General features: G+C 64.8%; 21 protein-coding genes and 2 tRNA genes. 10 read left to right on the forward strand and 13 right to left on the reverse strand.

What is annotated here, in order from left to right; all coding sequences use genetic code 11:
• Positions 1–84: 84 nt before the first annotated feature.
• From JNM03_RS02885 to aroA, 4 genes are all read right to left on the reverse strand, one after another.
• Entirely contained in the window at positions 85–363 is a 279-nt protein-coding gene (locus tag JNM03_RS02885) for an integration host factor subunit beta (protein ID WP_294034193.1), read from the reverse strand.
• Positions 364–571: 208 nt separating this feature from the next.
• A complete protein-coding gene (gene rpsA, locus JNM03_RS02890; protein ID WP_294034195.1) occupies positions 572–2,287 on the reverse strand; it encodes a 30S ribosomal protein S1 in 1,716 nt (571 codons plus the stop codon).
• Positions 2,288–2,642: 355 nt separating this feature from the next.
• Positions 2,643–3,272 (reverse strand): d(CMP) kinase, encoded by a 630-nt coding sequence (locus JNM03_RS02895; protein ID WP_294034197.1) that lies wholly within the window; start codon positions 3,270–3,272, stop codon positions 2,643–2,645.
• The gene (aroA, locus tag JNM03_RS02900; RefSeq protein WP_294034199.1) at positions 3,269–4,597 is read right to left on the reverse strand and encodes a 3-phosphoshikimate 1-carboxyvinyltransferase; all 1,329 of its coding nucleotides are present in this window, start codon (positions 4,595–4,597) and stop codon (positions 3,269–3,271) included. The genes JNM03_RS02895 and aroA overlap by 4 nt, the downstream gene beginning before the upstream one ends.
• Positions 4,598–4,722: 125 nt before the next feature.
• On the opposite strand from aroA, the gene JNM03_RS02905 reads away from it, so the two are divergent.
• Both JNM03_RS02905 and JNM03_RS02910 read left to right on the forward strand, forming a co-directional pair.
• Positions 4,723–5,046 (forward strand): TIGR02300 family protein, encoded by a 324-nt coding sequence (locus JNM03_RS02905; RefSeq protein WP_294034201.1) that lies wholly within the window; start codon positions 4,723–4,725, stop codon positions 5,044–5,046.
• Between the two features lie 118 nt (positions 5,047–5,164).
• A tRNA-Ala gene (locus tag JNM03_RS02910) sits at positions 5,165–5,240 on the forward strand.
• Between the two features lie 67 nt (positions 5,241–5,307).
• On the opposite strand, the gene JNM03_RS02915 is transcribed toward JNM03_RS02910, so the two are convergent.
• On the reverse strand, positions 5,308–5,754 hold the full coding sequence (locus JNM03_RS02915; RefSeq protein WP_294034203.1) for an Rrf2 family transcriptional regulator: 447 nt from the start codon (positions 5,752–5,754) through the stop codon (positions 5,308–5,310).
• Positions 5,755–5,948: 194 nt separating this feature from the next.
• Between JNM03_RS02915 and JNM03_RS02920 the strand changes: the two genes are divergently transcribed.
• Genes JNM03_RS02920 through JNM03_RS02930 form a run of 3 tightly spaced genes read left to right on the forward strand, consistent with a single transcriptional unit; the run spans position 5,949 to position 7,800 of the window.
• Positions 5,949–6,464, forward strand: coding sequence for a hypothetical protein (locus JNM03_RS02920; RefSeq protein ID WP_294034205.1), 516 nt, complete (start codon positions 5,949–5,951; stop codon positions 6,462–6,464).
• The gene (locus JNM03_RS02925) at positions 6,448–7,164 is read left to right on the forward strand and encodes a hypothetical protein (RefSeq protein ID WP_294034207.1); all 717 of its coding nucleotides are present in this window, start codon (positions 6,448–6,450) and stop codon (positions 7,162–7,164) included. The genes JNM03_RS02920 and JNM03_RS02925 overlap by 17 nt, the downstream gene beginning before the upstream one ends.
• A 33-nt stretch (positions 7,165–7,197) precedes the next feature.
• On the forward strand, positions 7,198–7,800 hold the full coding sequence (locus JNM03_RS02930; protein ID WP_294034208.1) for an HD domain-containing protein: 603 nt from the start codon (positions 7,198–7,200) through the stop codon (positions 7,798–7,800).
• A 51-nt stretch (positions 7,801–7,851) separates the two neighbouring features.
• Here the strand turns inward: JNM03_RS02930 and JNM03_RS02935 are convergent, their stop codons facing one another.
• Both JNM03_RS02935 and JNM03_RS02940 read right to left on the reverse strand, forming a co-directional pair.
• A complete protein-coding gene (locus tag JNM03_RS02935) occupies positions 7,852–8,655 on the reverse strand; it encodes an enoyl-CoA hydratase-related protein (RefSeq protein WP_294034210.1) in 804 nt (267 codons plus the stop codon).
• Positions 8,656–8,941: 286 nt separating this feature from the next.
• A complete protein-coding gene (locus JNM03_RS02940) occupies positions 8,942–9,598 on the reverse strand; it encodes a hypothetical protein (RefSeq protein WP_294034212.1) in 657 nt (218 codons plus the stop codon).
• Between the two features lie 77 nt (positions 9,599–9,675).
• Between JNM03_RS02940 and JNM03_RS02945 the strand changes: the two genes are divergently transcribed.
• Positions 9,676–11,271 (forward strand): peptide chain release factor 3, encoded by a 1,596-nt coding sequence (locus JNM03_RS02945; protein ID WP_294034214.1) that lies wholly within the window; start codon positions 9,676–9,678, stop codon positions 11,269–11,271.
• Between the two features lie 39 nt (positions 11,272–11,310).
• Here JNM03_RS02945 and dinB read toward each other — a convergent pair whose 3' ends face one another.
• Positions 11,311–12,435, reverse strand: a complete 1,125-nt coding sequence (dinB, locus tag JNM03_RS02950) for a DNA polymerase IV (RefSeq protein ID WP_294034215.1) — start codon at positions 12,433–12,435, stop codon at positions 11,311–11,313.
• A gap of 99 nt (positions 12,436–12,534) precedes the next feature.
• Between dinB and JNM03_RS02955 the strand changes: the two genes are divergently transcribed.
• Positions 12,535–12,608, forward strand: a tRNA-Gly gene (locus tag JNM03_RS02955).
• 109 nt (positions 12,609–12,717) lie between these two features.
• On the opposite strand, the gene JNM03_RS02960 is transcribed toward JNM03_RS02955, so the two are convergent.
• The gene (locus JNM03_RS02960) at positions 12,718–14,535 is read right to left on the reverse strand and encodes a DUF885 family protein (protein WP_294034217.1); all 1,818 of its coding nucleotides are present in this window, start codon (positions 14,533–14,535) and stop codon (positions 12,718–12,720) included.
• 211 nt (positions 14,536–14,746) lie between these two features.
• Here JNM03_RS02960 and JNM03_RS02965 point away from each other — a divergent pair, with 211 nt between their 5' ends.
• From JNM03_RS02965 to JNM03_RS02975, 3 genes are all read left to right on the forward strand, one after another.
• Entirely contained in the window at positions 14,747–15,367 is a 621-nt protein-coding gene (locus JNM03_RS02965) for a hypothetical protein (protein ID WP_294034219.1), read from the forward strand.
• Between the two features lie 137 nt (positions 15,368–15,504).
• Complete coding sequence (locus tag JNM03_RS02970; RefSeq protein ID WP_294034221.1) at positions 15,505–16,233, forward strand: response regulator; 729 nt, start codon at positions 15,505–15,507, stop codon at positions 16,231–16,233.
• Entirely contained in the window at positions 16,230–17,585 is a 1,356-nt protein-coding gene (locus JNM03_RS02975; protein WP_294034223.1) for an ATP-binding protein, read from the forward strand. Before JNM03_RS02970 ends, JNM03_RS02975 begins: the two co-directional genes overlap by 4 nt.
• Here JNM03_RS02975 and JNM03_RS02980 read toward each other — a convergent pair.
• From JNM03_RS02980 to dcd, 4 genes are all read right to left on the reverse strand, one after another.
• On the reverse strand, positions 17,576–18,376 hold the full coding sequence (locus JNM03_RS02980) for a thioesterase family protein (protein WP_294034224.1): 801 nt from the start codon (positions 18,374–18,376) through the stop codon (positions 17,576–17,578). The two genes, JNM03_RS02975 and JNM03_RS02980, sit on opposite strands and share 10 nt — an antisense overlap.
• Before the next feature lie 7 nt (positions 18,377–18,383).
• Positions 18,384–19,553, reverse strand: coding sequence for a trans-acting enoyl reductase family protein (locus tag JNM03_RS02985; protein WP_294034226.1), 1,170 nt, complete (start codon positions 19,551–19,553; stop codon positions 18,384–18,386).
• 72 nt (positions 19,554–19,625) lie between these two features.
• A complete protein-coding gene (locus JNM03_RS02990) occupies positions 19,626–20,114 on the reverse strand; it encodes a DoxX family protein (protein ID WP_294034228.1) in 489 nt (162 codons plus the stop codon).
• 70 nt (positions 20,115–20,184) lie between these two features.
• The gene (gene dcd / locus JNM03_RS02995) at positions 20,185–20,739 is read right to left on the reverse strand and encodes a dCTP deaminase (protein ID WP_294034230.1); all 555 of its coding nucleotides are present in this window, start codon (positions 20,737–20,739) and stop codon (positions 20,185–20,187) included.

The following is a 20,739-nucleotide window of genomic DNA, read 5'->3' on the forward strand; positions in this document are numbered from 1 at the left end:
CCGGCACGGGCCTTTCCACGCCGGATCGCGGCGCGCCTGCGCCGCCTGCAAGGACGGAATACAAAGGTTGGCGGACGTCCGAACTTAATCGTTCAGGCGTTCACGCATTTCCTTACCGGGTTTGAAATAGGGAACATTTTTCGCGTTCACGGCGACGGGGGTGCCGGTGCGAGGGTTGCGGCCGGTGCGCGACTCGCGCGCGCGGGTCGAGAATGCTCCGAAGCCGCGCAATTCGACGCGCCCTCCCGCAGCAAGCTGATCGACGATGGAATCGAAAAACGCATCGACGATTCTTTCGACCTCTTCAAGACGCAAGTCGCTGTTTTCACTCGCGATCTTTTGCACCAGTTCCGACCGGATCATGGGCTTCCCCTAATATAAACACGCGCACCCCGCAGGATGCAGGCCATCCGGTCTTTGCCGGCTCGGTATGCGTGAGGACCCCTCCCTACGCGGTGGGAAGACTATCATGAATCACTGTTCGGTCAAAATATATCACTGAAAGAAAAAGGCCCGCAGAGGGACACTCTGCGGGCCTTTTGCATTGCCTTGCGGCGAAAGGCTGAAACTATCAGTCCTTCTTGCCGGCCTTCAGCGCTTCGCCGAGGATGTCGCCAAGCGACGCACCCGAATCCGACGAACCGTACTGAGCGACGGCTTCCTTCTCTTCGGCGATCTGCATCGCCTTGACCGAGAAGCTGGGCTTCTTCGAACGGTCGAAGCCGATGACCATCGCGTCGAACTTCTGACCGACCTGATAGCGCTCGGCGCGCTGTTCGTCGCGGTCGCGGCCAAGGTCGGCACGCTTGATGAAGCCGGTCGCGCCGTCTTCGCCGGCCTGGACTTCGAGGCCGTTGTCGCGGACTTCGAGGACCGAGACGGTCACGATGTCGTTCTTCTTCAGCGAACCCGCGCTTGCGGCGGCGCTGCCGCCAACGGCCGGCGCACCCTTTTCAAGCTGCTTGATGCCGAGGCTGATGCGTTCCTTCTCGACATCGACGTCGAGAACGACGACCTGCACGGCCTCGCCCTTGCGGTGGAGGTGCAGCGCTTCTTCGCCCGAGATGCCCCATGCGATGTCCGACATGTGAACCATGCCGTCGACGTCGCCCGGCAGGCCGACGAACAGACCGAATTCGGTCGCGTTCTTGACTTCGCCTTCGACGACCGAACCGACCGGATGGGCTTCGGCAAACGCACCCCAGGGGTTCGACTGGGCCTGCTTGAGGCCGAGGCTGATGCGGCGCTTGTCGCTGTCGACTTCGAGGACGATGACGTCGACTTCCTGGCTGGTCGAAACGATCTTGCCGGGGTGGACGTTCTTCTTGACCCACGACATTTCGCTGACGTGGACCAGACCTTCGATGCCGGCTTCCAGTTCGACGAACGCACCATAATCGGTGATGTTCGTGACCGTACCCGACAGCTTCGCACCGACGGGATACTTGGCGGCGACGCCTTCCCACGGATCGCTTTCGAGCTGCTTCATGCCGAGGCTGATGCGCTGCGTGTCGCGGTTGATGCGGATGATCTGGACGCGGACATTGTCACCGATGTTGATGACTTCGCTCGGGTGGTTGACGCGCTTGTAGCTCATGTCGGTGACATGGAGCAGGCCGTCGATGCCGCCGAGGTCGACGAACGCACCATAATCGGTGATGTTCTTGACCGCGCCTTCGATGATCTGGCCTTCTTCGAGGTTCTGGATCAGGCCCGAACGCTGTTCGGCGCGCGTTTCCTCGAGGATGGCGCGGCGCGACACGACGATGTTGCCGCGGCGACGGTCCATCTTCAGGATCTGGAACGGCTGGGGCAGGTCCATGAGCGGGCCGACGTCGCGCACGGGGCGGATATCGACCTGTGAACCCGGAAGGAAGGCCACGGCGCCGCCGAGATCGACGGTGAAGCCGCCCTTGACGCGGCCGAAGATAACGCCTTCGACGCGGGCTTCCTTGTTGAATTCTTCTTCCAGGCGGTCCCACGCGGCTTCGCGGCGAGCACGGTCGCGCGACAGCATGGTTTCGCCATTGGCGTTTTCGACGCGGTCGACATAGACTTCGACTTCGTCGCCGACCTTGATGTCGGCCTTCTGGCCCGGCATCGCGAATTCGCGAAGCGGCACGCGGCCTTCGCTCTTCAGGCCGATGTCGATCACTGCCAGGTCATTTTCGATCGCGGTCACGGTGCCCTTGACGACGCGGCCTTCAAAGCCGCCGTCGGCACCACCAAGCGATTCATCGAGCATCGCGGCGAAATCGTCGCGCGTCGGGAAAGCCGTAGTGGCCATGGATGGTTTCCTTACTTCATTTGTTCCGGCCAAGCGGTTGGTTCCGCTGGTCTTGTGGCCGATCCGTCCTGCCCGCCGAATGCGAGGCAAGACATCCTCGAGGCGGATCGCGGACGACGCACGGGCAAAACAAAAAGGGCGCGACGAGGTCACCCCGTCACGCCCGACGCTCCAATAGAAGCGGCGGTTCACTCGTGCCTCGACCGGCAAAAAGCCCGTCGGACGGCGCGCGTATAGGCGTGAGAGCCGCAGTCGGCAAGGAAAAAGGCCGTGCCGGTCGAGGCGGTTGAGCTTTCGAAGTCTTCGAATAGGGGAGCAGGCGGATTGGATCCGCGCTGAGGCGCGGAGTTGTGATTCAGCCGGGCTTGCCCACCCTGCCCACGACGAAGGCGATCGCCGCTGCGACCGCCGCGTCGCGGTCGAGCGTCGTGTTGTCGAGCAGCAGCGCGTCCGTGGCGCGGAGCAGCGGCGCGTCGGCGCGGCCGGTGTCGCGCGCGTCGCGGGCGTGAATGTCGGCGAGCACCGCGTCGTAGGTGACGTCGACGCCGCGCCCCAGCATCTCCGCATGGCGGCGACGCGCGCGTTCTTCGGGAGATGCGGTCACGAACAGCTTGGCATCGGCGTGCGGCGCGATGACGGTACCGATGTCGCGGCCGTCGAGCACCGCTCCGCCCGGCTGGTTCGCGAAATCGACCTGCCGTTGGAAAAGCGCCTTGCGCACGGCGGGATGAATCGACACGCGGCTCGCCAGGCTGCCCGTACTTTCATACCGGAGAGCGGGGTCGTGCAGCAGCCCGTCGGGAAAGTCGCACGCGGCCAGCGCATCGGCGCTGTCGTCGGGATCGCCGTGATTGAGCTGCGTCTGATAGCCCACCGCGCGATAGAGCATGCCGGTGTCGAGCACCGGCAGGCCGAAATGGTCGGCGAGCGCGCGCGCGATCGTCCCCTTGCCCGATGCGGTCGGACCGTCGACGGCGATGATCATTGCTGCAGCCCTGCGAGCAGATCCTCGAAATTGGGGAAGCTCGTGGCAATCGGCGCGATATCGTCGATTTCGACGGGCGCTCTGCTGACGAGGCCGGCGATGGCAAAGCTCATGCAGATGCGGTGGTCGAGATGGCCTGCGATCGTCGCGCCGCCGGCAAGCGGATCGCCGCCGGTGCCATCGATGATGAGGCCGTCCGCGCTTTCCTCCACGTGCACACCGATGGCTTCGAGGCCGGTAGCCATAACAGCGATACGGTCACTTTCCTTGACGCGCAGTTCGTCCAAGCCGGTTGTCGTCGTCCGCCCCTCGGCAAGCGCCGCGGCCATGAAGAGAATGGGGAATTCGTCGACCATGCTCGGGACGATGGCAGGATCGACCTCGATCCCCCTGAGGGTGCTGTGACGGACGCGAAGATCGGCGACGGGTTCGCCGCCGACGGTGCGTTGGTCGAGCAGTTCGATGTCGCCGCCCATTTGCTTCAGCACCTCGACAAGGCCGGCGCGCGTGGGGTTGAGGCCGACGTTGGCGATCGTGACATCCGATCCGGGGACGATCAGCGCTGCGACGATGAAAAAGGCGGCTGACGACGGATCCCCCGGGACGACAATCGTCTGTGGGCGTAGTTCGGCTTCGCCGCGGATACGGATATGGCGCGTGCCGTCGCCGTCGGTTTCTACGGACAAGTCGGCGCCGAAACCCCGCAGCATTCGTTCGCTATGATCGCGGGTGGGCACCGGCTCGATCACTTCGGTGATCCCCGGCGTGTTGAGGCCGGCGAGCAGGACCGCGCTCTTCACCTGTGCCGACGCCATCGGCAGGCGGTAGGAGAGGGGGATGGCAGGCGCCAGCCCACGGACCATCAGCGGTAGGCGGCCTCCGGGCGAGGCGGTGATGTCGGCGCCCATCTGCGCCAGCGGATCGATGACGCGGCCCATCGGACGGCCCGAAAGGCTGGCGTCACCGACAAAGGTCGCGGTGATCGGATGACTTGCGACAAGGCCCATCAGCAGTCGGGTCGACGTGCCGCTGTTGCCCATGTCGAGCGCCTCGCGCGGCTGGAGCAGGCCGCCGACGCCAACGCCGTCGATCACCCACTCTCCATCATCTCGGCGTTCGATCGTGGCGCCCATCGCGCGCATCGCGGCGGCGGTGGCAAGAACGTCATGCCCTTCGAGCAGGCCGGTCACGCGGCTTGTCCCCACGGCAAGCGCCGAAAGCATCAACGAACGATGCGAAATGCTCTTGTCGCCGGGAATCGCGATCCTACCTTTGAGCGGAGCGGAAGCGGAAAAGCTGCGAGTTGTTGCGGTCTGATGGGTCATGGCGTGCGGCTTTTGACAGCGGCCCGACAATCTGGCAAGGCGCACGCCGATTTGACGGATGCCCCATGCGGTGGCGTCTTTTTTCCTAGATTAATATCCTTCTTTTAAAGGGTTACGAGGCATATATGGTAAAGGCTGAATGGGGCACGAAGCGTAGCTGCCCGAAATGCGCAACCCGATTCTATGATTTGACCAAGGACGATCCAGTTAGTTGCATCAACTGCGGTTACGCCTGGCTTCCGGAATCGGTGTTGAAATCGAAGCAGCCGATGCCGTTCGAACAGCTCGAAAAGCCCGGCAAGGTCGCGAAGGAAGAGAGCGTCGACGAGGATCTGGATCTGGACGTCGATGTCGACGAGGACAGCGATTCGCCGGACAATGACGTCGACCTTGGCGGCGACGACGATCTGGGCGTCGACACCGGCGACGACAGCGACGAAGAAAGCTGATCATCCACGGGGGCCAAAAAAGCACCTGGCGGTGCATTTGGCCCCTTGCATAACGGACGTGCGCTGGTAAAGGCGGCGTCCCGGTCGCACTCCCCAGCGCGGCCGTATGAAATGGCACGGGGCCTTAGCTCAGCTGGGAGAGCGCTACAATGGCATTGTAGAGGTCAGCGGTTCGATCCCGCTAGGCTCCACCATTTCCCACAGGGCCCGCGAAAGCGGGCCTTTTTGTTGTCCGATCATGGTGTCCGGCGAAGCGGGTGGCTATGCGGCCGCTTCTTCCTTCTCGAAGAGGGGTTCCAGCTCGATTGGGTCGGCCAGCGTGATCCGGTCGAGGATCGACGCGGTGTCGTCGCGTACCTTCAGCATCAGGCTGCGGAGCCGGCATTCGGATTCGGGCAGGCAATTCTTGCAATGTTCGTGGGCGTTGCGGGCGGCGCAGGGCACAAGGGCGAGCGAACCGCGTGTCAACCGGACCAGGTCGCCATAGCTGATGTCGATCGGCGGCAGCGCGAGCTGATATCCACCGTCGCGGCCGCGCTGCGATATCAGGAGTCCCTCGCGCGCCATTTCCGACAAAATCACCGTCAGGAACTTGGGCGGAATATTCTGGGCGTCCGCAATATCCGCGAGCTGGACCTGCCCCTTGCCCCAATGGTCGGCAAGGTGCTGGAAAGCGCGGATCGTGTAGCGGGTCTTTTGCGACAGCATGAAGCGGTTAGTGTGACATATTCATACTTAATTCAACCTGTGTGCATGAGATTCCGTCAAGAGTTGATGAAAATCACAGCGAGTGGCATGAACCCGCCGTACAGGGGTCGTGCGGCTGCCCGAATTCGGGCGCGACTAGGGTGGGTATGATGAAGCACAGGATTTTATGGGCCCCGGCGATTCTTGCCGCCTGCATGCTGGCGGTAACACCCGCCGAGGCGCAGTTCGGCAGCCTCTTGCGCAAGGTGACGACGCCGACGCCGAAACCCAGCGAGGACGATAATGGCGGCTGTCCCAAGGGTAAGAAGGGCAGCAGCGCCGGGCGCAAGGTGCTGGGCGGAGTCCTCGACGAAGCGATCGGCAGCGCGGCGAGCCGCGCCGGGGTGTACAGCTATGTGCCGATCGCCGAGGTCAGCGGAACGTTGACGAATGCGATCGCCTGCAAGCTCGATCCGGCGGAACAGGTACAGGCGGCGGCCGCGACCGAGGAGGTCACGCGCGGCGAGGCGGTTGGCGCGACGGCGAACTGGACGAGCGAGACGCGCGAGAATGTCACGGGATCATCGACCGTTCAGTCGAAAAACAAGCTCGCCGACGGCACGAGCTGCATGAACGTCACCGACATCGTGATCGTTGAGGGCGAAGAAACGCGCGTCTCCAAAAAGATGTGCAGGGGCCCCGGTCAGTCGCGCTATGTCCTCGCGGCATAGGCTGGTCCGGATCGCGCTGGCCAGCGCGGCGCTTGCGTGCCTGACCGGCGCCGCGAAGGCCAAGATGGACCCGGCGAACCCGACGTGCCCGCTCAGCCCCGACTGGTCGGCGAACACGACGATGCAACTGACCCCGGTGGTTCGGAACGGCACCAAGGTTCTGCTGGCCGAAGGACGGATCGACGCGGGCGTGCCCGACCGGCTCAAGAAAGCGCTCGAGGCGAATCCGGATGTTGCGGAGGTGTGGCTGCGTTCGCCGGGCGGCGATGCGCGCGCGGGCAACGCGGCGGGGCGTGTCATTCGCCAGAATATGGGGCTGATGACGCGGATACCCGCAGGCTGGGCCTGTTTCAGCGCCTGCAACTTCATCTTCATGGGCGGCCAGCCGCGCGTGATTGATCCGGGCGGGCTGTTCATCGTCCACATGTTCACGCGCACCGGCGACCGCCAGTCGATCGACATGAGCGTCGCGATGGGGACCGACGCGACGCGCGAACTGATCGGCGATATCGAACAGGATGCCGCTCTTCTGGCGAGCGAGGACAATGATTTCCTGATCCGCATGGGCGTGTCGCGCAAGCTGCTGACCGAAGTGATGTACCAGCAGAAAGCGCTCGCCAATTCGGAGGACAAGTCGACGCGCCGCTGCCTGACGCAGGCCGAGGTCAAAGCCTATAACGTTGCAAATAACAACGAATAGGATAGGTTCTCTCCAAAATCAGGAGAGGCTGCCATGAATGACATGACGCACGAGCATGCGACCTTCCGCTCGATGATCGACGGGACGCAGGAAGACTGGGACATCATTGCGCGCGAGCAGAAGGAGTTCGCTCCGAACAATGGCCGGCGCATCCTCGACCATCTGAAGCTGCTCGGCGGCGACTATGGCGGCTTTCCGGTCGATCGGCTCGAGCATTGCCTGCAGACCGCGACCCGCGCGCACCGCGATGGCCGCGATGAGGAATATGTCGTGATGGCGCTGCTCCACGACATCGGTGATACGCTCGGCGCGTTCAATCATCCCGACGTTGCCGCCGCGATCCTGAAACCGTTCTTGTCGGAAGAGAATCTCTGGATCGTCCAGCATCATGGAGTCTTCCAGGGGCACTATTTCTTCCATTATATCGGGCTCGACCGCGACATGCGCGATCAGTTCGCCGACAGCCCTTATGCTGCGGCGTGTGCCGAATTCTGCGAGAAGTATGACGCACCGGCTTTCGATCCCGATTACGACACGCTGCCGCTGGAATTTTTCGAGCCGATGGTGATGCGGCTTTGCTCCTATCCGCGCCAGAGCATCTACAAGAAGGTGATGGTGGAGGAAGCGGCGGCGTAGCGACCCGCGCGGGCGCGTCACCCCGGTTTTCGCCGGGATGACGTGGCGCGCCTACTTCCCCTGGAATTCGGTCTTGCGCTTTTGCTGGAAGGCCAGAATGCCTTCCATCGCGTCGGCGCTGTTGCCGGCGATGAACTGGCCCTTCGCTTCGGCGTCGAGCGTTTCCGAATAGCTTTGCGACAGGCCGTCGCGCAGCACCTTGCGCATCGTCCCGAGCGAGACGGTCGGACCCTTGGCGAGGCGCGCGGCTAGTGCCCTGGCTTCGGTCATCAGGTCGGCATCCTCGACGCATTTATAGATGAGGCCCCATTCGGCAGCCTGTTCGGCGCCGATCTTTTCACCCAGCATCATCATCTGCGTTGCGCGCGGCAGGCCGATCAGGCGCGGCAGCAGCCATGATGATCCGCCGTCGGGGACGAGCCCGATATTGACGAAAGCCTGAAGGAAATAGGCGCTTTTGCCGGCGATGGTGAAATCGCCCGACAGGCCGAAGCTGCAACCGACGCCCGCGGCGGGACCGTTGACTGCGACGACGACCGGAATATCGAGGTTGGCAAGCGCAAGGAGCATCGGGTTATAATGGTTGCGTAGCGCCTTGCGGCTGTTCGCGCCGCCGCCGACCGCCGACCCGCTGCGGTCACCCGCCAGATCGGCGCCCGAACAGAAACCGCGCCCTTCGCCGGTGATCAGCAGCGAACGCGCGCCCAGAACGGGGAGGTAGTCGAGCGCCGTGCGAATATCGTCCGCCATCGCGGGCGGCATCGAATTCAGACGATCGGGCCGATTGAGGTTGATCGTGGCGACATTGTCGGCGACTTCGAGCTTGATCGTGTCAAAGCTGGGGGCATCGGTCATGGGGAAGAATCCTCTCGCGGCTGCTTTACCTTTACGTTCACGTAAGGTGTGACCCATTTGGACGGCTAGCGCAAGGGGGCGAGGAGTGGCGGCGGCTTACGACCGATAGCGGCCATGCGATCCTCCCCGCTTGCGGGGAGAGGGACTGCGCCCGCAGGGCGTGGTGGAGGGGGTGCGACGTCGCTTGAGAACGCCACCCCCCTCCGTCAGCGCTTCGCGCTGCCACCTCCCCACAAGTGGGGAGGATCCGAAAACGTCCGCTCCCCCCAAAGCTGTCGAACTCATCCTACTCCGGATCGTCACGCAGCCGCACGAACCGCATATCGCCCTCGGTCCGGTGGAGGGTGAGGCCGCGTTCGGTCTTTTCTGCGCAGGCGCCATCGAAATCCACGACGCCGATATCGTTCGGAACGATGATCGCGCGCAGCTTGCCGCCGTCCGCGTCGGTCAATTCGAAACGCGGCGCGGTGATGTCATAGATCGGCTCGCGCACTTCGATCCAGCGCGGGATGCGCTTGTCCTCGTCGGGCATCGTCCAGCCGTCGGTCTGCGTGTAATCCTCGATCGGATCGCCACTGTCGAAACCGATCGTGAAATCGACTCCCGGGATGCCCCGACCGTTGGGCCAGGTGACGAGCACGGTGGGTATGCTGCCTTCAACAGCCATGGGCGTGCCTTTTTCGAGGGTGGGCGGCACGGGTTTGGGGTCGGTCGTCAGGCAGACCCTGTCGCCATGGATTTCCCAGCGCCCTTCGGCGCGTTCATCCAGCGCCCCGGCGGCGAGCATGTAGAGGAAGCGGCCGTCGTTGCGGATCAGCAGGCCGCCGCCGACGTCGGGACCTTCGGCAAGGCCATATTCGCCAACAAAGGGCGAATCACCGGCGGCGGCCAGGGCGCTTGCGGGAGCGACGATCAGGGCCGCAGTGAGGAGCAGGATGCGCATCGGGCGATCATGCGTCGGGTACGGAACCGACGCCAGCCCCTTTCCACCATCCGCCCTTCCTGCTAACCGCCCGCGCCATGCCCCAGATCCATCCCGAACGTCGTACCTTCGCCATCATTTCGCACCCCGACGCGGGCAAGACGACGCTGACCGAAAAGCTGCTCGTCGCGGGCGGGGCCATCCACATGGCGGGAGAGGTGAAGGCGCGCGGCGCGACGCGGCGTGCGCGCTCGGACTGGATGAAGATCGAGCAGCAGCGCGGGATTTCGGTCACCTCGTCGGTGATGACCTTCGAACATGCGGGGCTTGTCTTCAACCTGCTTGATACGCCGGGCCACGAAGACTTCAGCGAGGATACCTATCGCACGCTGACCGCCGTCGACAGCGCCGTGATGGTGATCGATGCCGCCAAGGGTATCGAGCCGCAGACATTGAAGCTGTTCGAGGTGTGCCGCCTGCGGTCGGTTCCGATCATCACGTTCGTCAACAAGGTCGACCGCGAAGGCTTGCCGCCGTTCGAACTGCTCGACGAAGTCGCCGACAGGCTTGCGCTCGACGTCTGTCCGATGAACTGGCCCGCGGGCATGGGGGGGCAGTTCGAAGGTATCTATGACCTCGTCGACCCCGCGATCATGAAGCCCGACGGCGATGCGTCGCGCATGTATGAAGGACATCGCGTCGGCGTCGCGGGCCTCGACGATCCGGCATTGGCGGCGGAATTGTCGGCCGATGGCCTCGCGCACCTCAGGGAGGAGACGGAGCTTGCGGCCGCCTGTTACGCCCCCTTCGACGCTGCTGCTTACCGCAATGGCGATCTGACGCCGGTCTATTTCGGTTCGGCGCTGAAGGAATTCGGCGTCGTAGACCTGCTGACCGCACTGGCGAACCATGCGCCGGGGCCGCAGCCGCAGCCGGCCGAGCCCGCGCCGGTGCACCCCGCCGACGATGCGGTGACCGGATTCGTGTTCAAGGTGCAGGCGAACATGAACCCTGCGCACCGCGACCGCATCGCCTTCATGCGGCTCTGCTCGGGAAAATTCGAACGCGGCATGCGCCTGATGCAGGGCGGGACGGGCAAGGCGATCGCCATCAGCCGCCCGATGCTGTTCCTGGCGCAGGACCGTGAGATGGCCGAAGAGGCGTTCCCGGGCGATATCATCGGCATCCCCAACCACGGCACATTGCGCGTCGGCGATACGCTGTCCGAACGCACGGACATTACCGTGACGGGCCTACCGAACTTTGCGCCCGAACTGCTGCGCCGTGTCGCGCTGGTCGATCCGACCAAGACAAAGCAACTCCGCAAGGCACTCGACGACATGGCCGAAGAGGGCATCATCCAGGTCTTTTATCCCGAAATCGGGTCGAACATGATCGTCGGCGTGGTCGGCCAGCTCCAGCTCGAGGTTCTGATCAGCCGTCTCGACGCCGAGTATAAGGTCGAGGCGAGGCTCGAAGCGTCGCCGTGGGACACCGCACGCTGGATCGCGAGCGACGATGCCGCGGCACTGAAGGCCTTTCAGGCCGATCATCGCGGCGCCTCCGCGACCGACCGCGACGGCGCACCTGTCTTTATGGCGAAGGACGTCTGGGAGGTCGGCTATGTGACGCAGCGCCACCCCGCGATCCGCTTCACCGCCACCAAGGAGCGCGTCTTCGCGAAAGCGGGCTGACGGCGGGCCTTCGCAGGCGGCGGGCGCCTGCACCGATCGTCAGATAAGGCTGAGCAGGTCGGCGGGCGCCGCAACGGCGTCCTCATCCTCTTCGCCTTCGAATTTGCTGAGCGTGACGCCGAGCAGGCGAATCCCCTGCGGCGTGGGAAGCAGGGGGGCCAGTATCGCTTCGCCCGCGGCCAGCAGCGCCGCGCCGTCGAGAATCGGCGCGGGCAGGGACCGGGCGCGGGTGATGGTCTGGAAATCGGCATATCGCAGCTTGAGCGTGACGGTCCGTCCGCGCGCGCCCTTCTTCGCCGCCCGATCCCATACAACGGTGCAGACATGGGCGAGCGCCTCGCGAATCTCCGTATCGGCGATCAGGTCGTTGAAGAAGGTGCGTTCGCCGCCGAGCGATTTCAGCGGCCGGTTCGACCGGACGCGGCGATGGTCGATCCCGCGAGCAAGGTTGTGGAGCCATTCGGCGTTGTTGCCGAAATGCTCCGCCAGCCACATGGCGTCCTTTGCCGCGAGGTCAGCCCCCGAAAAAATACCGAGTCCCTCCATCTTGGCGGCGGTTACTGGGCCGATGCCGTGGAAGCGGCGGATCGACAGGGTCTGGACGAAGGCGGCGCCTTTGCCCGGCGGGATGACGGTCAGCCCGTCGGGCTTGTTCTGGTCCGACGCGAGCTTGGCGATGAACTTGTTGTACGAGACCCCAGCCGAGGCGGTGAGGCCGGTTTCCTCGCGAATGCGGCGGCGGATCAGGTTCGCGGTCGCGGTCGCGCTGCCGAGGCTGCCCTTGTCGCGACTGACGTCGAGATAGGCTTCGTCCAGCGACAGCGGTTCGACCTCGTCGGCATAATCGTGGAAGATCGCCCGGATCTGGTGCGAGACCTCGCGATATGCGTCGAATCGCGGCGGGACAAAGACAAGGTCCGGGCATTGCCGCTTTGCGGTGATGCTGGGCATGGCCGACCGGACCCCGAACTTGCGGGCCTCGTACGAGGCGGCGGCGACCACGCCGCGCCGCGACGATCCGCCGACGGCGACGGGCTTTCCGCGCAGCGCCGGGTCGTCGCGCTGTTCGACCGATGCGTAAAAGGCGTCCATGTCGACATGGATGATCTTGCGGACGGAGGCCGCCGCATCATGCCCGGGAGCTGGGTTTTCTCCGTCTTCCACGCGCCGGACATAGCATGTTGCCATGATGTTCTCAATGACGGGCGGCATGCTCTTGACGGCGGGCGGGCAAAATGGCAATCGCCGCCGGCCTCTGGAGATGCGGGTATAGCATAGTGGTAATGCTCTAGCCTTCCAAGCTAGCTAGGCGGGTTCGATTCCCGCTACCCGCTCCAGCGTTTCTCCCCCGCTTTCCATCTCGCGATTCATCGGCGCCCCGTACGTCTTGCGTGGCTGGCAGGCGCGGGCGGGGTCGCCTTTGGCCGGTTCGGGGTCATATCTGGTTCATTTGGGGAAGGCGGCGAGCACGCGCCGCTCGAGAACCGTCAGCGGGATGCGCCCGGCGCCCAGAACGACATCGTGAAAGCGCCTGATATCATAGCCCTTGCGGCGGGACACGGCATCGCGCGCGCCGAGGATTGCGATCTGCCCCACCTTGTACGCGCACGCCTGTCCCGGATAGACGATGTAGCGATCGATCTCGGTCCGCGATGCGCTTGGCGAGTTCGACGAATTCCGGGTCATGTAGTCGATGGCCTGGTCGCGGCTCCAGCCCATCGCATGAAGGCCGGTGTCGACGACGAGGCGGGAGGCCCGAAAGGCGTAGGAGGCGAGGTAGCCGATCTTGCCCAGCGGATCGTCGTCATACAGGCCAAGCTCATCCGCGACCTGTTCGGCATAGAGTCCCCAGCCTTCGCCATAGGCGGTGACCGAAGCGGCCTGCCGATAGAGTGGCAGCGCGGCATCCTCGAATTTGAGTGCGCCCTCGAACAAATGGCCGGGCGCGCCTTCGTGATAGGCAAGCGTCGGCAAGGTGTAGCGCGGCCATTCCGCCGTATCGCGCAGGTTGATGAAGAAGATGCCCGGGCGCGACCCATCGGGCGTCCCCGCCTGCGCCGAGCCGCCGGGGGCGCCGATCTCGATCTCGGGCGGTACACGGCGAATTTCATACGGAGCCTTGGGCAGGCGGCTGAACACTTGCGGCAACCGCTCGCGCACCGCGGCCAGCCGGCCGTTGAGATACGCCAGCAACTCGGCGCGGCCGGCGTCATCATTTGCGAAGCGCTGTCCCTCGGCCTTGCCAAGCGCGTTCAGACGATCCCGGATGCTGCCGTCCTTGTAACCTTGGGTCTTCAGCAAATTGTCCATCCGCGCCGTAAGGTCAGCGACCTGGTCCACCCCGATGCGGTGGATGGCGGCGGCACTGAGATCGGTCGTCGTATGCTGCGCCAGCGTTGCGGCGTAATAGGCCGCTCCATCGGGCAGTCGCGACACGCCCGCCGCCTCTCCGGCACGCGGGAGCAGGGCGGTCAGCGTATCGATCTGCCGTGTCAATGCCGCGCGGATCGGGCCTTCGAACGCCGCGGCGGCGCGCTCGCCATAACCCGAAAGACCGAACGCGGAGCTGCGCCTGGCGATCGAGGACACGAGCGTCTTGGTCGACGCATCGCCGTTGCGCAGCCGGCCGAGCTGCTGAATCGCCTGATCGAGAATGAAGCGCGGCGCGACAACGTCGATCGCGGCATTGGCCTGCACGATGTCCGTATCGGCATCGAACAGCGCCGGGATGGCATCGAGGCGCGCCATATAGGCGTCGGCATCGGCCTTGGTCGCGACGGGATGCTGGCTGTCGAGGAAGGTGCTGACGCCCGTATAGAAGCCGCCGAGCTGGGTCACGCCATAGGGACCGGCCCGGTGGCCGAAGCCGCCGCTGTGGTAGGAGAAGCGCGCAAGCCGCTGGCGCGTTGCGAGGTCGAATTCGGCGCTGTCGTGGGCGACGCGCGCGCTGTCGCTGAGTGTCGCGGGGTCGATCGCGCGTACATCGGCCAGGTCGATATCGATCTGCCGGTCGCGCTTCTGTCGCGCTGCCGCCGACCAGTCGGGAAACTGCGCGCGCAGAGCGGCACGCGCGCCGGTGTCGATGCCCAGGCTGGTTGCGCGCGTGGGGTCGTCACGCAGCCCGGCTTCGAACTGGCGTGACAGCAGGGCGTCGAGCTTGGCGTCGCCGCTCTCTGCCGCGAGCGCGGGGCGGACGGCCCCCGCAATGGCAAGGCCGCCCACACCCGCCAGCAAGGTTCGGCGATCGACTGCGAAATCCCTCATGCGACTCTCCCGTTGGTTTGAAGGCAGCCTAGGATCGGGGCCAGGCGTCGGCAACCGGGTGACTCAAGCGATTGCACCGAGATGAACGAAGCGGCCGTTTCGCGACAATTTGCGACAATAATTCGCCGTTTCGACAAGCGGCTGGGACAAGTGGGCCCTAGAAACGTTGCATCGGGACATCGCAACGGTCCCTTCGACAGGAGTTCGTTTCGTGAAGAAAATCTCTCTTTTGACGCTGGGTGCCGCGCTGATCGCGGTTCCCGTTTTCGCCGCCCCAACGGGCGGCAGCAAGGCCGATGCCGATGGCAACGGCACGCTCACCCGCGCCGAAGCGCAGGCGCACGCCGCCGAAAAATTCGCGAGCCTCGATGCGAACAAGGACGGCAAGCTCGATGCCAGCGACCGCGCCGCCCGGCGCGCGGCGATGCAGGCGCAGATGTTCGCCGCGATCGATGCGAACAAGGATGGCAGCATCAGCAAGGCCGAATGGGACCAGCATGGCGCCGATCGCGCGGCGAAGCGCGCCGAGCGTGGCGACAGGCGCGCCGACGCGGGCCTCGACGGCAAGCGCGGCATGCGCGGTGACCATCATGGTCCGCGTGGTGGCCATCACGGCATGATGATGGGCAAGGCCGATACCGACGGCGACAAGGCGATCAGCCAGGCGGAATTCCAGGTCGCGGCGCTCGCGCGCTTCGATGCGGCGGACGCCAACAAGGATGGCCAGGTAACCGCCGACGAACGCGCCGCCCAGCGCGAGGCGCGGAAAGCGAAGGCCGACGAATGGCGCGCAAAGCGCGGCGCGCCGTCCGCGGCCCCCGCCAGCGAATAAGCTCATGGCTCGGGGTGGCGGCAAGCCGCAGGCTGTCCTCCCCCCTCCCGGCATTGCCTTTGCCGTCGCCCCCTGCCAGCATCGCCCACCGGTCCCGTCGGATCGGTGGGCGAACTACTGCTTCTTACGGACAAGTGATGACTGAAACGCCACGCATCCTGCTGATCGACGACGAGCCTTCGATCCGCGAGCCGCTCTCCGAATATCTGGAGGCGCAGGGCTTTGCCGTGACCGACGCGGCGAGCGCCGCGGAGGCGCGGTCGGTGCTTCGCGCGCAGTCGGTCGACCTGGTCGTCAGCGATATCATGATGCCCGGGGAGGATGGCCTGTCGCTGACCCGCCACCTGCGCGAGACCGGCAATATCCCCGTCATCCTGCTGACGGCGCGCGCCGAGGATACCGAACGGATCATCGGACTGGAAATCGGGGCCGACGACTATGTCGTCAAGCCGTTCAATCCGCGCGAACTGGTCGCACGCATCCGGACCGTGCTGCGCCGGACGCAGGCGAACGGGCGTGCGCTCGACAACAGCGGCGCAAGCTATGCGTTCGGTCCCTGGGTGCTGCGCGAGGTCGAGCGGGTCCTGGTGGATGAAGCGGGCGCGGAGGTCGCGCTTTCGTCGGGCGAATATCATCTTCTCCACGCGCTCGTCCGGCACCCCCGGCAGGTGATGAGCCGCGACCGCCTGCTCGACCTCGTCCGCGGCCGCGAGGCCGATATCTTCGATCGGGCGATCGACAATCTGGTGAGCCGCCTGCGCAAGAAAATCGAGGACGACCCCGCGCATCCACAGATCGTCAAGACGGTATGGGGCGGGGGCTATACGCTTGCGTGCGAAGTGCGGCGCATGGGCCCGGCCGCATGACGCTGCGCCTTTGGCCCCGCAGCCTTGTCGGCCAGCTTGTCTTCGCGGTCGCGGTGATGCTGTTCCTTGCTCAGGCAATAAACTTCGTGCTGCTCGCGCGCGGGCAGAAACAGCAGGCATTGGCGCACGGGGGCGGTATGGCGGTCGCCCGCATCATCGATGCGATCGAGCGGGACCGGCGCGGCGATTTCCGGCCCGCGCGCAACGAGCGTGAACGGCACGAGGAGCGCGAGCGCGCGGAGAAGCTGTCGATTTCCGACCAACTGCCCGTCAAACCGGCAGGCGCCGTGCGGCTGCCCGATCTGGCGACCTATGTTGCCGGCCTGCTGAGCGAAACCGATGCCCGGGCGGAAACGGTCGATGCTTGGATGCTGCCGCAGCGGCAGAGGCAACGGCTTCGCGGCCCCACCTTTCCGGACCGTGCCGTCATCGTTGTCGCGAAGGTGGAAAATCGCTATTTTTCTGTCCGGACGCGCATCCCGGCAGGCGGCGACCGCCTCAAAGGTTTTCTCGTTTGGCAGACGCTGACGCTTTACCTGCTGCTGCTCATCCCGGTCATCGTCATCGCTTATCGCGCCGCCCGGCCGCTGCGCGACCTGACGCGCGCCGCGCGTAGCAATCCGGCGCTGCGCGATACGGTGCCGCTCGACGAGGAGGGACCTTCCGATGTCCGCGACCTCATCGCCGCCTTCAATGCCTATCGCGCTCGTATCGCAACCATGCTGTCGGACAAGGACCGGATGCTGGGCGCGGTGGGGCATGACCTGCGCACTCCGCTCGCGAGCTTGCGCGTGCGGGTCGAAGGGGTCGAGGACGACAAGCTGCGCGACAAGATGGTGGCCTCGATCGAGGAAATGACCGCGATGCTCACCGACATATTGGCGCTTGCACGGTCAGGGGCGGGAACCGAGGTGCAGGAACGAATCCCGCTTCGAGAGCTCATCGGCGAGCTGGCGGCCGATTATGGTGAGCGCGACAAGGATGTCACCGTCGGCGATGTCGCCGACGTCCATGTTCTGGCTCGCCCGATGCTGCTCAAGCGCGCGCTGCGGAATCTGGCCGACAACGCCCTGGCCTATGGTGTGCGGGCGCGGTTGTCGGTGACCGCTGCCGCAGGCCGCGCACGGATCATCGTATCGGACGATGGTCCCGGGCTGACCGACGAGCAGATCCGCGCGCTGGTCGAACCTTTCGCCCGCGGCGAGCAGTCACGCAACCGGGCGACCGGCGGTGCGGGTCTTGGCCTGTCGATCGCTCGTGAAATCGCCGAGAGTGAGGGCGGGGCGCTGACGCTGGTGAACGGCGATGCAGGTGGTCTGAGTGCGATTATCGAGCTGCCCGTTCAGGCGTAGATCGCGATCGCCTGACTGCCGCTGAGCACCGGTTCGCCGGCGCGGTTCCACAGCATCATGTCCTGCACCGACAGGCCGCCACGGGCATAGCCGGTTTTCGCCGACAGCAGCCACCAGCCATCGTCGGTCGTCGGCGCGCCGGTCAACATGTTGACCGTCCAGTTCATCGAGCTGATTGGGCCGAATTCGCTGAACAGGGCCATCGCAGCCGGCGGCAGCGCGTCGCCCATTGCCAGCAGCGCGACGGCGGGATGACAGGCCGGTTCCTCGACGAAGCGCACCCAGGTCAGATATTCGCCGACCTCGCTCTTCCAACTGAAGCGCGGGCCTGTGGTCGGGCGCATGTCGAAATGGCGCGTGAAGGACGGGCGGGCCTTGTGTTCCGGGACTGGCTCCAGCGTATCGGGTTCGGGCGCTTCCGGCATGATCAGGCGATTGTGATCGAGATGGCTTTTGCGGTCGCCTGAAAAGGCAAAGACGGCGGCGGTGCCAAAACCCTGATCGCTCGATACGCCGGCATCGATGAACAGGCTCGATTTCGACTGGCGCAGCACGCGCGTGCTGACCGTGCAATCGCCGCCGACGGGTCCGATAAAGCTGATCTGCGCATAGCGAAGCGGCGTTTCGGTCGGGTGGAGCGCCATCGCCCCGGCCAGCGCGACCGCCGAACTGATCCCGCCATAGGCGGTGCGGCCCTGCATCCAGCCGTCGTCGATATGCGCCTTTGCGACGTCGCCGTCGATGCGCAGCGTGGAGAGCAGCGCGTCGAGCGCGCTGGGAGAGGTCGTCATTGTTATGCTATTCCTCGACCCGAAAGGTCAGTCCGGCGTTGGCGGTCAGTCGCGCGATCAGGGCGTCGCCGAGCAGCGCGCCCGGCGTCCACACGCCGCCCGTACCCTTGTTTTCGAGCAGCGCGATGCCCGTTTCGGCGAGCATCTTCGACGTCGAGCCATAGCCCGGATCGCGGTCGCCCTGCACGCTGGTGCGCACCGTCGTCCCGTCGGGATATTCGCCGATGAAGAGAATGTCGTAAAAGCCGTTCTCGCGCTCTTCCTTGCTTGGGCCCTCGCCGGGTTTGATGCTGGGATCGAAGGGGTTCGCCTTCGCCATCGCCTCGGCCATCGCCTTGCCGGCGTCGCCGATCGTGGTCATCACCATTTCGTCATAGACCAGATCCGCACCCCATTCATGCCCGAGCAGGAAGTTGCTGCGGTGGACATTCTTGGTGTTGATTGCCGCCATAACGAAAGGCGCGGTCCAGGTGCCCGTCGCGCTGTCATATTCGGGGACAAGGCCTGTCGGTTGCGACGGCCCCTCGAATCCCGGCGTCAATGCGAAGCTGGATTTGAGCAGCAGCGCCAGCGAGGGCTTTTTCGCGATGGCCTTCAGCGTTTCGGTGAGGCTGGCGATGGTTCCGCCCGACGCGCCGCCCGCCATCTTGCGGACGCGGCCCTTGACACGCGGGGCGGGTTTGCCGTGCCGCTTCACCGCCTCGGCCTGCAGGAACAGGACGCCGAGGTCGAAGGGGATCGAATCGAAACCGCATGAGAAGGTGATGCGCGCGCCCGACGCCTTTGCTGCGTCGTGGTGTTTGTCGATCATCTCGCGCATCCAGCCCGGTTCGCCGCAGAGGTCGGCATAGGCGGTGCCGGCGCGGACGCAGGCGGCGACGAGTTCGTTGCCGTAAAGCTGGTAGGGGCCGACCGTGGTCAGCACGACCCGGGTACTCGCGGCCATCGCATCGAGGCTGGCGGGATCGCTGGCGTCGGCGACGACAAGCGGCGTTTCCTCGTCGGCGCCGATCAGGTCGCGGACTTCGGCCAGCTTGGCGAGGCTGCGTCCCGCCATTGCCCATTTCGGTGCGTCCTTGCGGCCCTTGTAGTGATGCGCGAGATATTCGGCGACGAGGCGGCCGGTAAAGCCGGTCGCGCCGTAAACGACGATGTCGAGATCGCGGCCAGCGGCCATGACAAACTCTCCCTTTACGTAAACGTCAAGTGGAAGCTAGCGCAGAGTTTGCCCGATGCCAAGCGCGAAGCGTCAGCGGCGCCACCATGGACGATGGGCAGCCACCGGGGCATCGACCGCATCGGCACGCCCCTCGGCGCGCGCGGCGCGAAGTTCGGCGTCGTGTGCGGTGATCTCGTCGCGCCGTTTGCGGCGAAGCGCATCGTAGCTCCAGCGCGTGTGGCCATAGCCGAACAAGCAGAGCAGGCCGCCGGCGATCGCCAGATTCTTCATCGCTGCCACCGCTTGTGCCGGATCGGTGAACTCGCGGTGGAAGAAAAGGATCGTGAGCAGGACGAACCCCGCGAGCAACAGTGAAAAAAGCCGCGCAAAAATGCCGAGCGCGATGCAGATGCCCGCGATCAGTTCGAAGAGGCCGGTCGGGACGGCCAGCGCGCCGGGCAGGCCTGCGGCGGAGATCATCGCGCCGGTGTCGCTAACGTGGATGAGCTTGTTGATCCCGGAAACGATGAATATCACGGCGATGAACAGGCGGCCGATGAAGACGGCGATCATGGACATGGGGCATCCTCCACTCGCGCCCCGTCCGCTGTCCCTTCAGGACGCTTGGGGGGCGAAAGAGGTTCCGCCGTCAGAGTTTGGGCAGAGTAACGCCCTTTTGCCCCATATATTTGCCCGCGCGGTCGGCGTAGCTCGTCTCGCAGGGTTCGTTGCCTTGCAGGAAAAGGAACTGGCACGCGCCCTCGTTCGCATAGATTTTGGCGGGCAGGGGCGTGGTGTTCGAAAACTCCAACGTTACATGGCCTTCCCAGCCGGGTTCGAGCGGCGTGACGTTCACGATGATGCCGCAGCGCGCATAGGTCGACTTGCCGAGGCAGATCACCAGCACATCGCGCGGGATGCGGAAATATTCGACGGTGCGGGCGAGCGCGAAGCTGTTCGGCGGAATGATGCAGACGTCGGTTTCGCGGTCGACGAAATTCTTGGGATCGAAGCTCTTGGGATCGACGATCGTGCTGTCGACGTTGGTGAATATCTTGAATTCGGGTGCAACGCGCGCGTCATAGCCGTAGGATGAGAGGCCATAGCTGATGCATCCGTCACGGCGTTGCGCCTCGACGAACGGCTCGATCATGCCCTGCGTCCGGGCGGCTTCGCGAATCCATTTGTCGGAAAGAATGGCCAT

The sequence above is a fragment of the Sphingopyxis sp. genome, from assembly GCF_016793825.1.
In the GTDB taxonomy this organism is placed as follows: Bacteria; Pseudomonadota; Alphaproteobacteria; order Sphingomonadales; family Sphingomonadaceae; genus Sphingopyxis.

Bases quoted from the DNA above. Each gene is read 5' to 3' on its own strand.
- JNM03_RS02885 (WP_294034193.1), bottom strand. From the start codon at position 363: ATGATCCGGTCGGAACTGGTGCAAAAGATCGCGAGTGAAAACAGCGAC.
- rpsA (WP_294034195.1), bottom strand. From the start codon at position 2,287: ATGGCCACTACGGCTTTCCCGACGCGCGACGATTTCGCCGCGATGCTC.
- JNM03_RS02895 (WP_294034197.1), bottom strand. From the start codon at position 3,272: ATGATCATCGCCGTCGACGGTCCGACCGCATCGGGCAAGGGGACGATC.
- aroA (WP_294034199.1), bottom strand. From the start codon at position 4,597: ATGACCCATCAGACCGCAACAACTCGCAGCTTTTCCGCTTCCGCTCCG.
- JNM03_RS02905 (WP_294034201.1), top strand. From the start codon at position 4,723: ATGGTAAAGGCTGAATGGGGCACGAAGCGTAGCTGCCCGAAATGCGCA.
- JNM03_RS02915 (WP_294034203.1), bottom strand. From the start codon at position 5,754: ATGCTGTCGCAAAAGACCCGCTACACGATCCGCGCTTTCCAGCACCTT.
- JNM03_RS02920 (WP_294034205.1), top strand. From the start codon at position 5,949: ATGCTGGCGGTAACACCCGCCGAGGCGCAGTTCGGCAGCCTCTTGCGC.
- JNM03_RS02925 (WP_294034207.1), top strand. From the start codon at position 6,448: ATGTCCTCGCGGCATAGGCTGGTCCGGATCGCGCTGGCCAGCGCGGCG.
- JNM03_RS02930 (WP_294034208.1), top strand. From the start codon at position 7,198: ATGAATGACATGACGCACGAGCATGCGACCTTCCGCTCGATGATCGAC.
- JNM03_RS02935 (WP_294034210.1), bottom strand. From the start codon at position 8,655: ATGACCGATGCCCCCAGCTTTGACACGATCAAGCTCGAAGTCGCCGAC.
- JNM03_RS02940 (WP_294034212.1), bottom strand. From the start codon at position 9,598: ATGCGCATCCTGCTCCTCACTGCGGCCCTGATCGTCGCTCCCGCAAGC.
- JNM03_RS02945 (WP_294034214.1), top strand. From the start codon at position 9,676: ATGCCCCAGATCCATCCCGAACGTCGTACCTTCGCCATCATTTCGCAC.
- JNM03_RS02960 (WP_294034217.1), bottom strand. From the start codon at position 14,535: ATGAGGGATTTCGCAGTCGATCGCCGAACCTTGCTGGCGGGTGTGGGC.
- JNM03_RS02970 (WP_294034221.1), top strand. From the start codon at position 15,505: ATGACTGAAACGCCACGCATCCTGCTGATCGACGACGAGCCTTCGATC.
- JNM03_RS02975 (WP_294034223.1), top strand. From the start codon at position 16,230: ATGACGCTGCGCCTTTGGCCCCGCAGCCTTGTCGGCCAGCTTGTCTTC.
- JNM03_RS02980 (WP_294034224.1), bottom strand. From the start codon at position 18,376: ATGACGACCTCTCCCAGCGCGCTCGACGCGCTGCTCTCCACGCTGCGC.
- JNM03_RS02985 (WP_294034226.1), bottom strand. From the start codon at position 19,553: ATGGCCGCTGGCCGCGATCTCGACATCGTCGTTTACGGCGCGACCGGC.
- JNM03_RS02990 (WP_294034228.1), bottom strand. From the start codon at position 20,114: ATGTCCATGATCGCCGTCTTCATCGGCCGCCTGTTCATCGCCGTGATA.
- dcd (WP_294034230.1), bottom strand. From the start codon at position 20,739: ATGGCCATTCTTTCCGACAAATGGATTCGCGAAGCCGCCCGGACGCAG.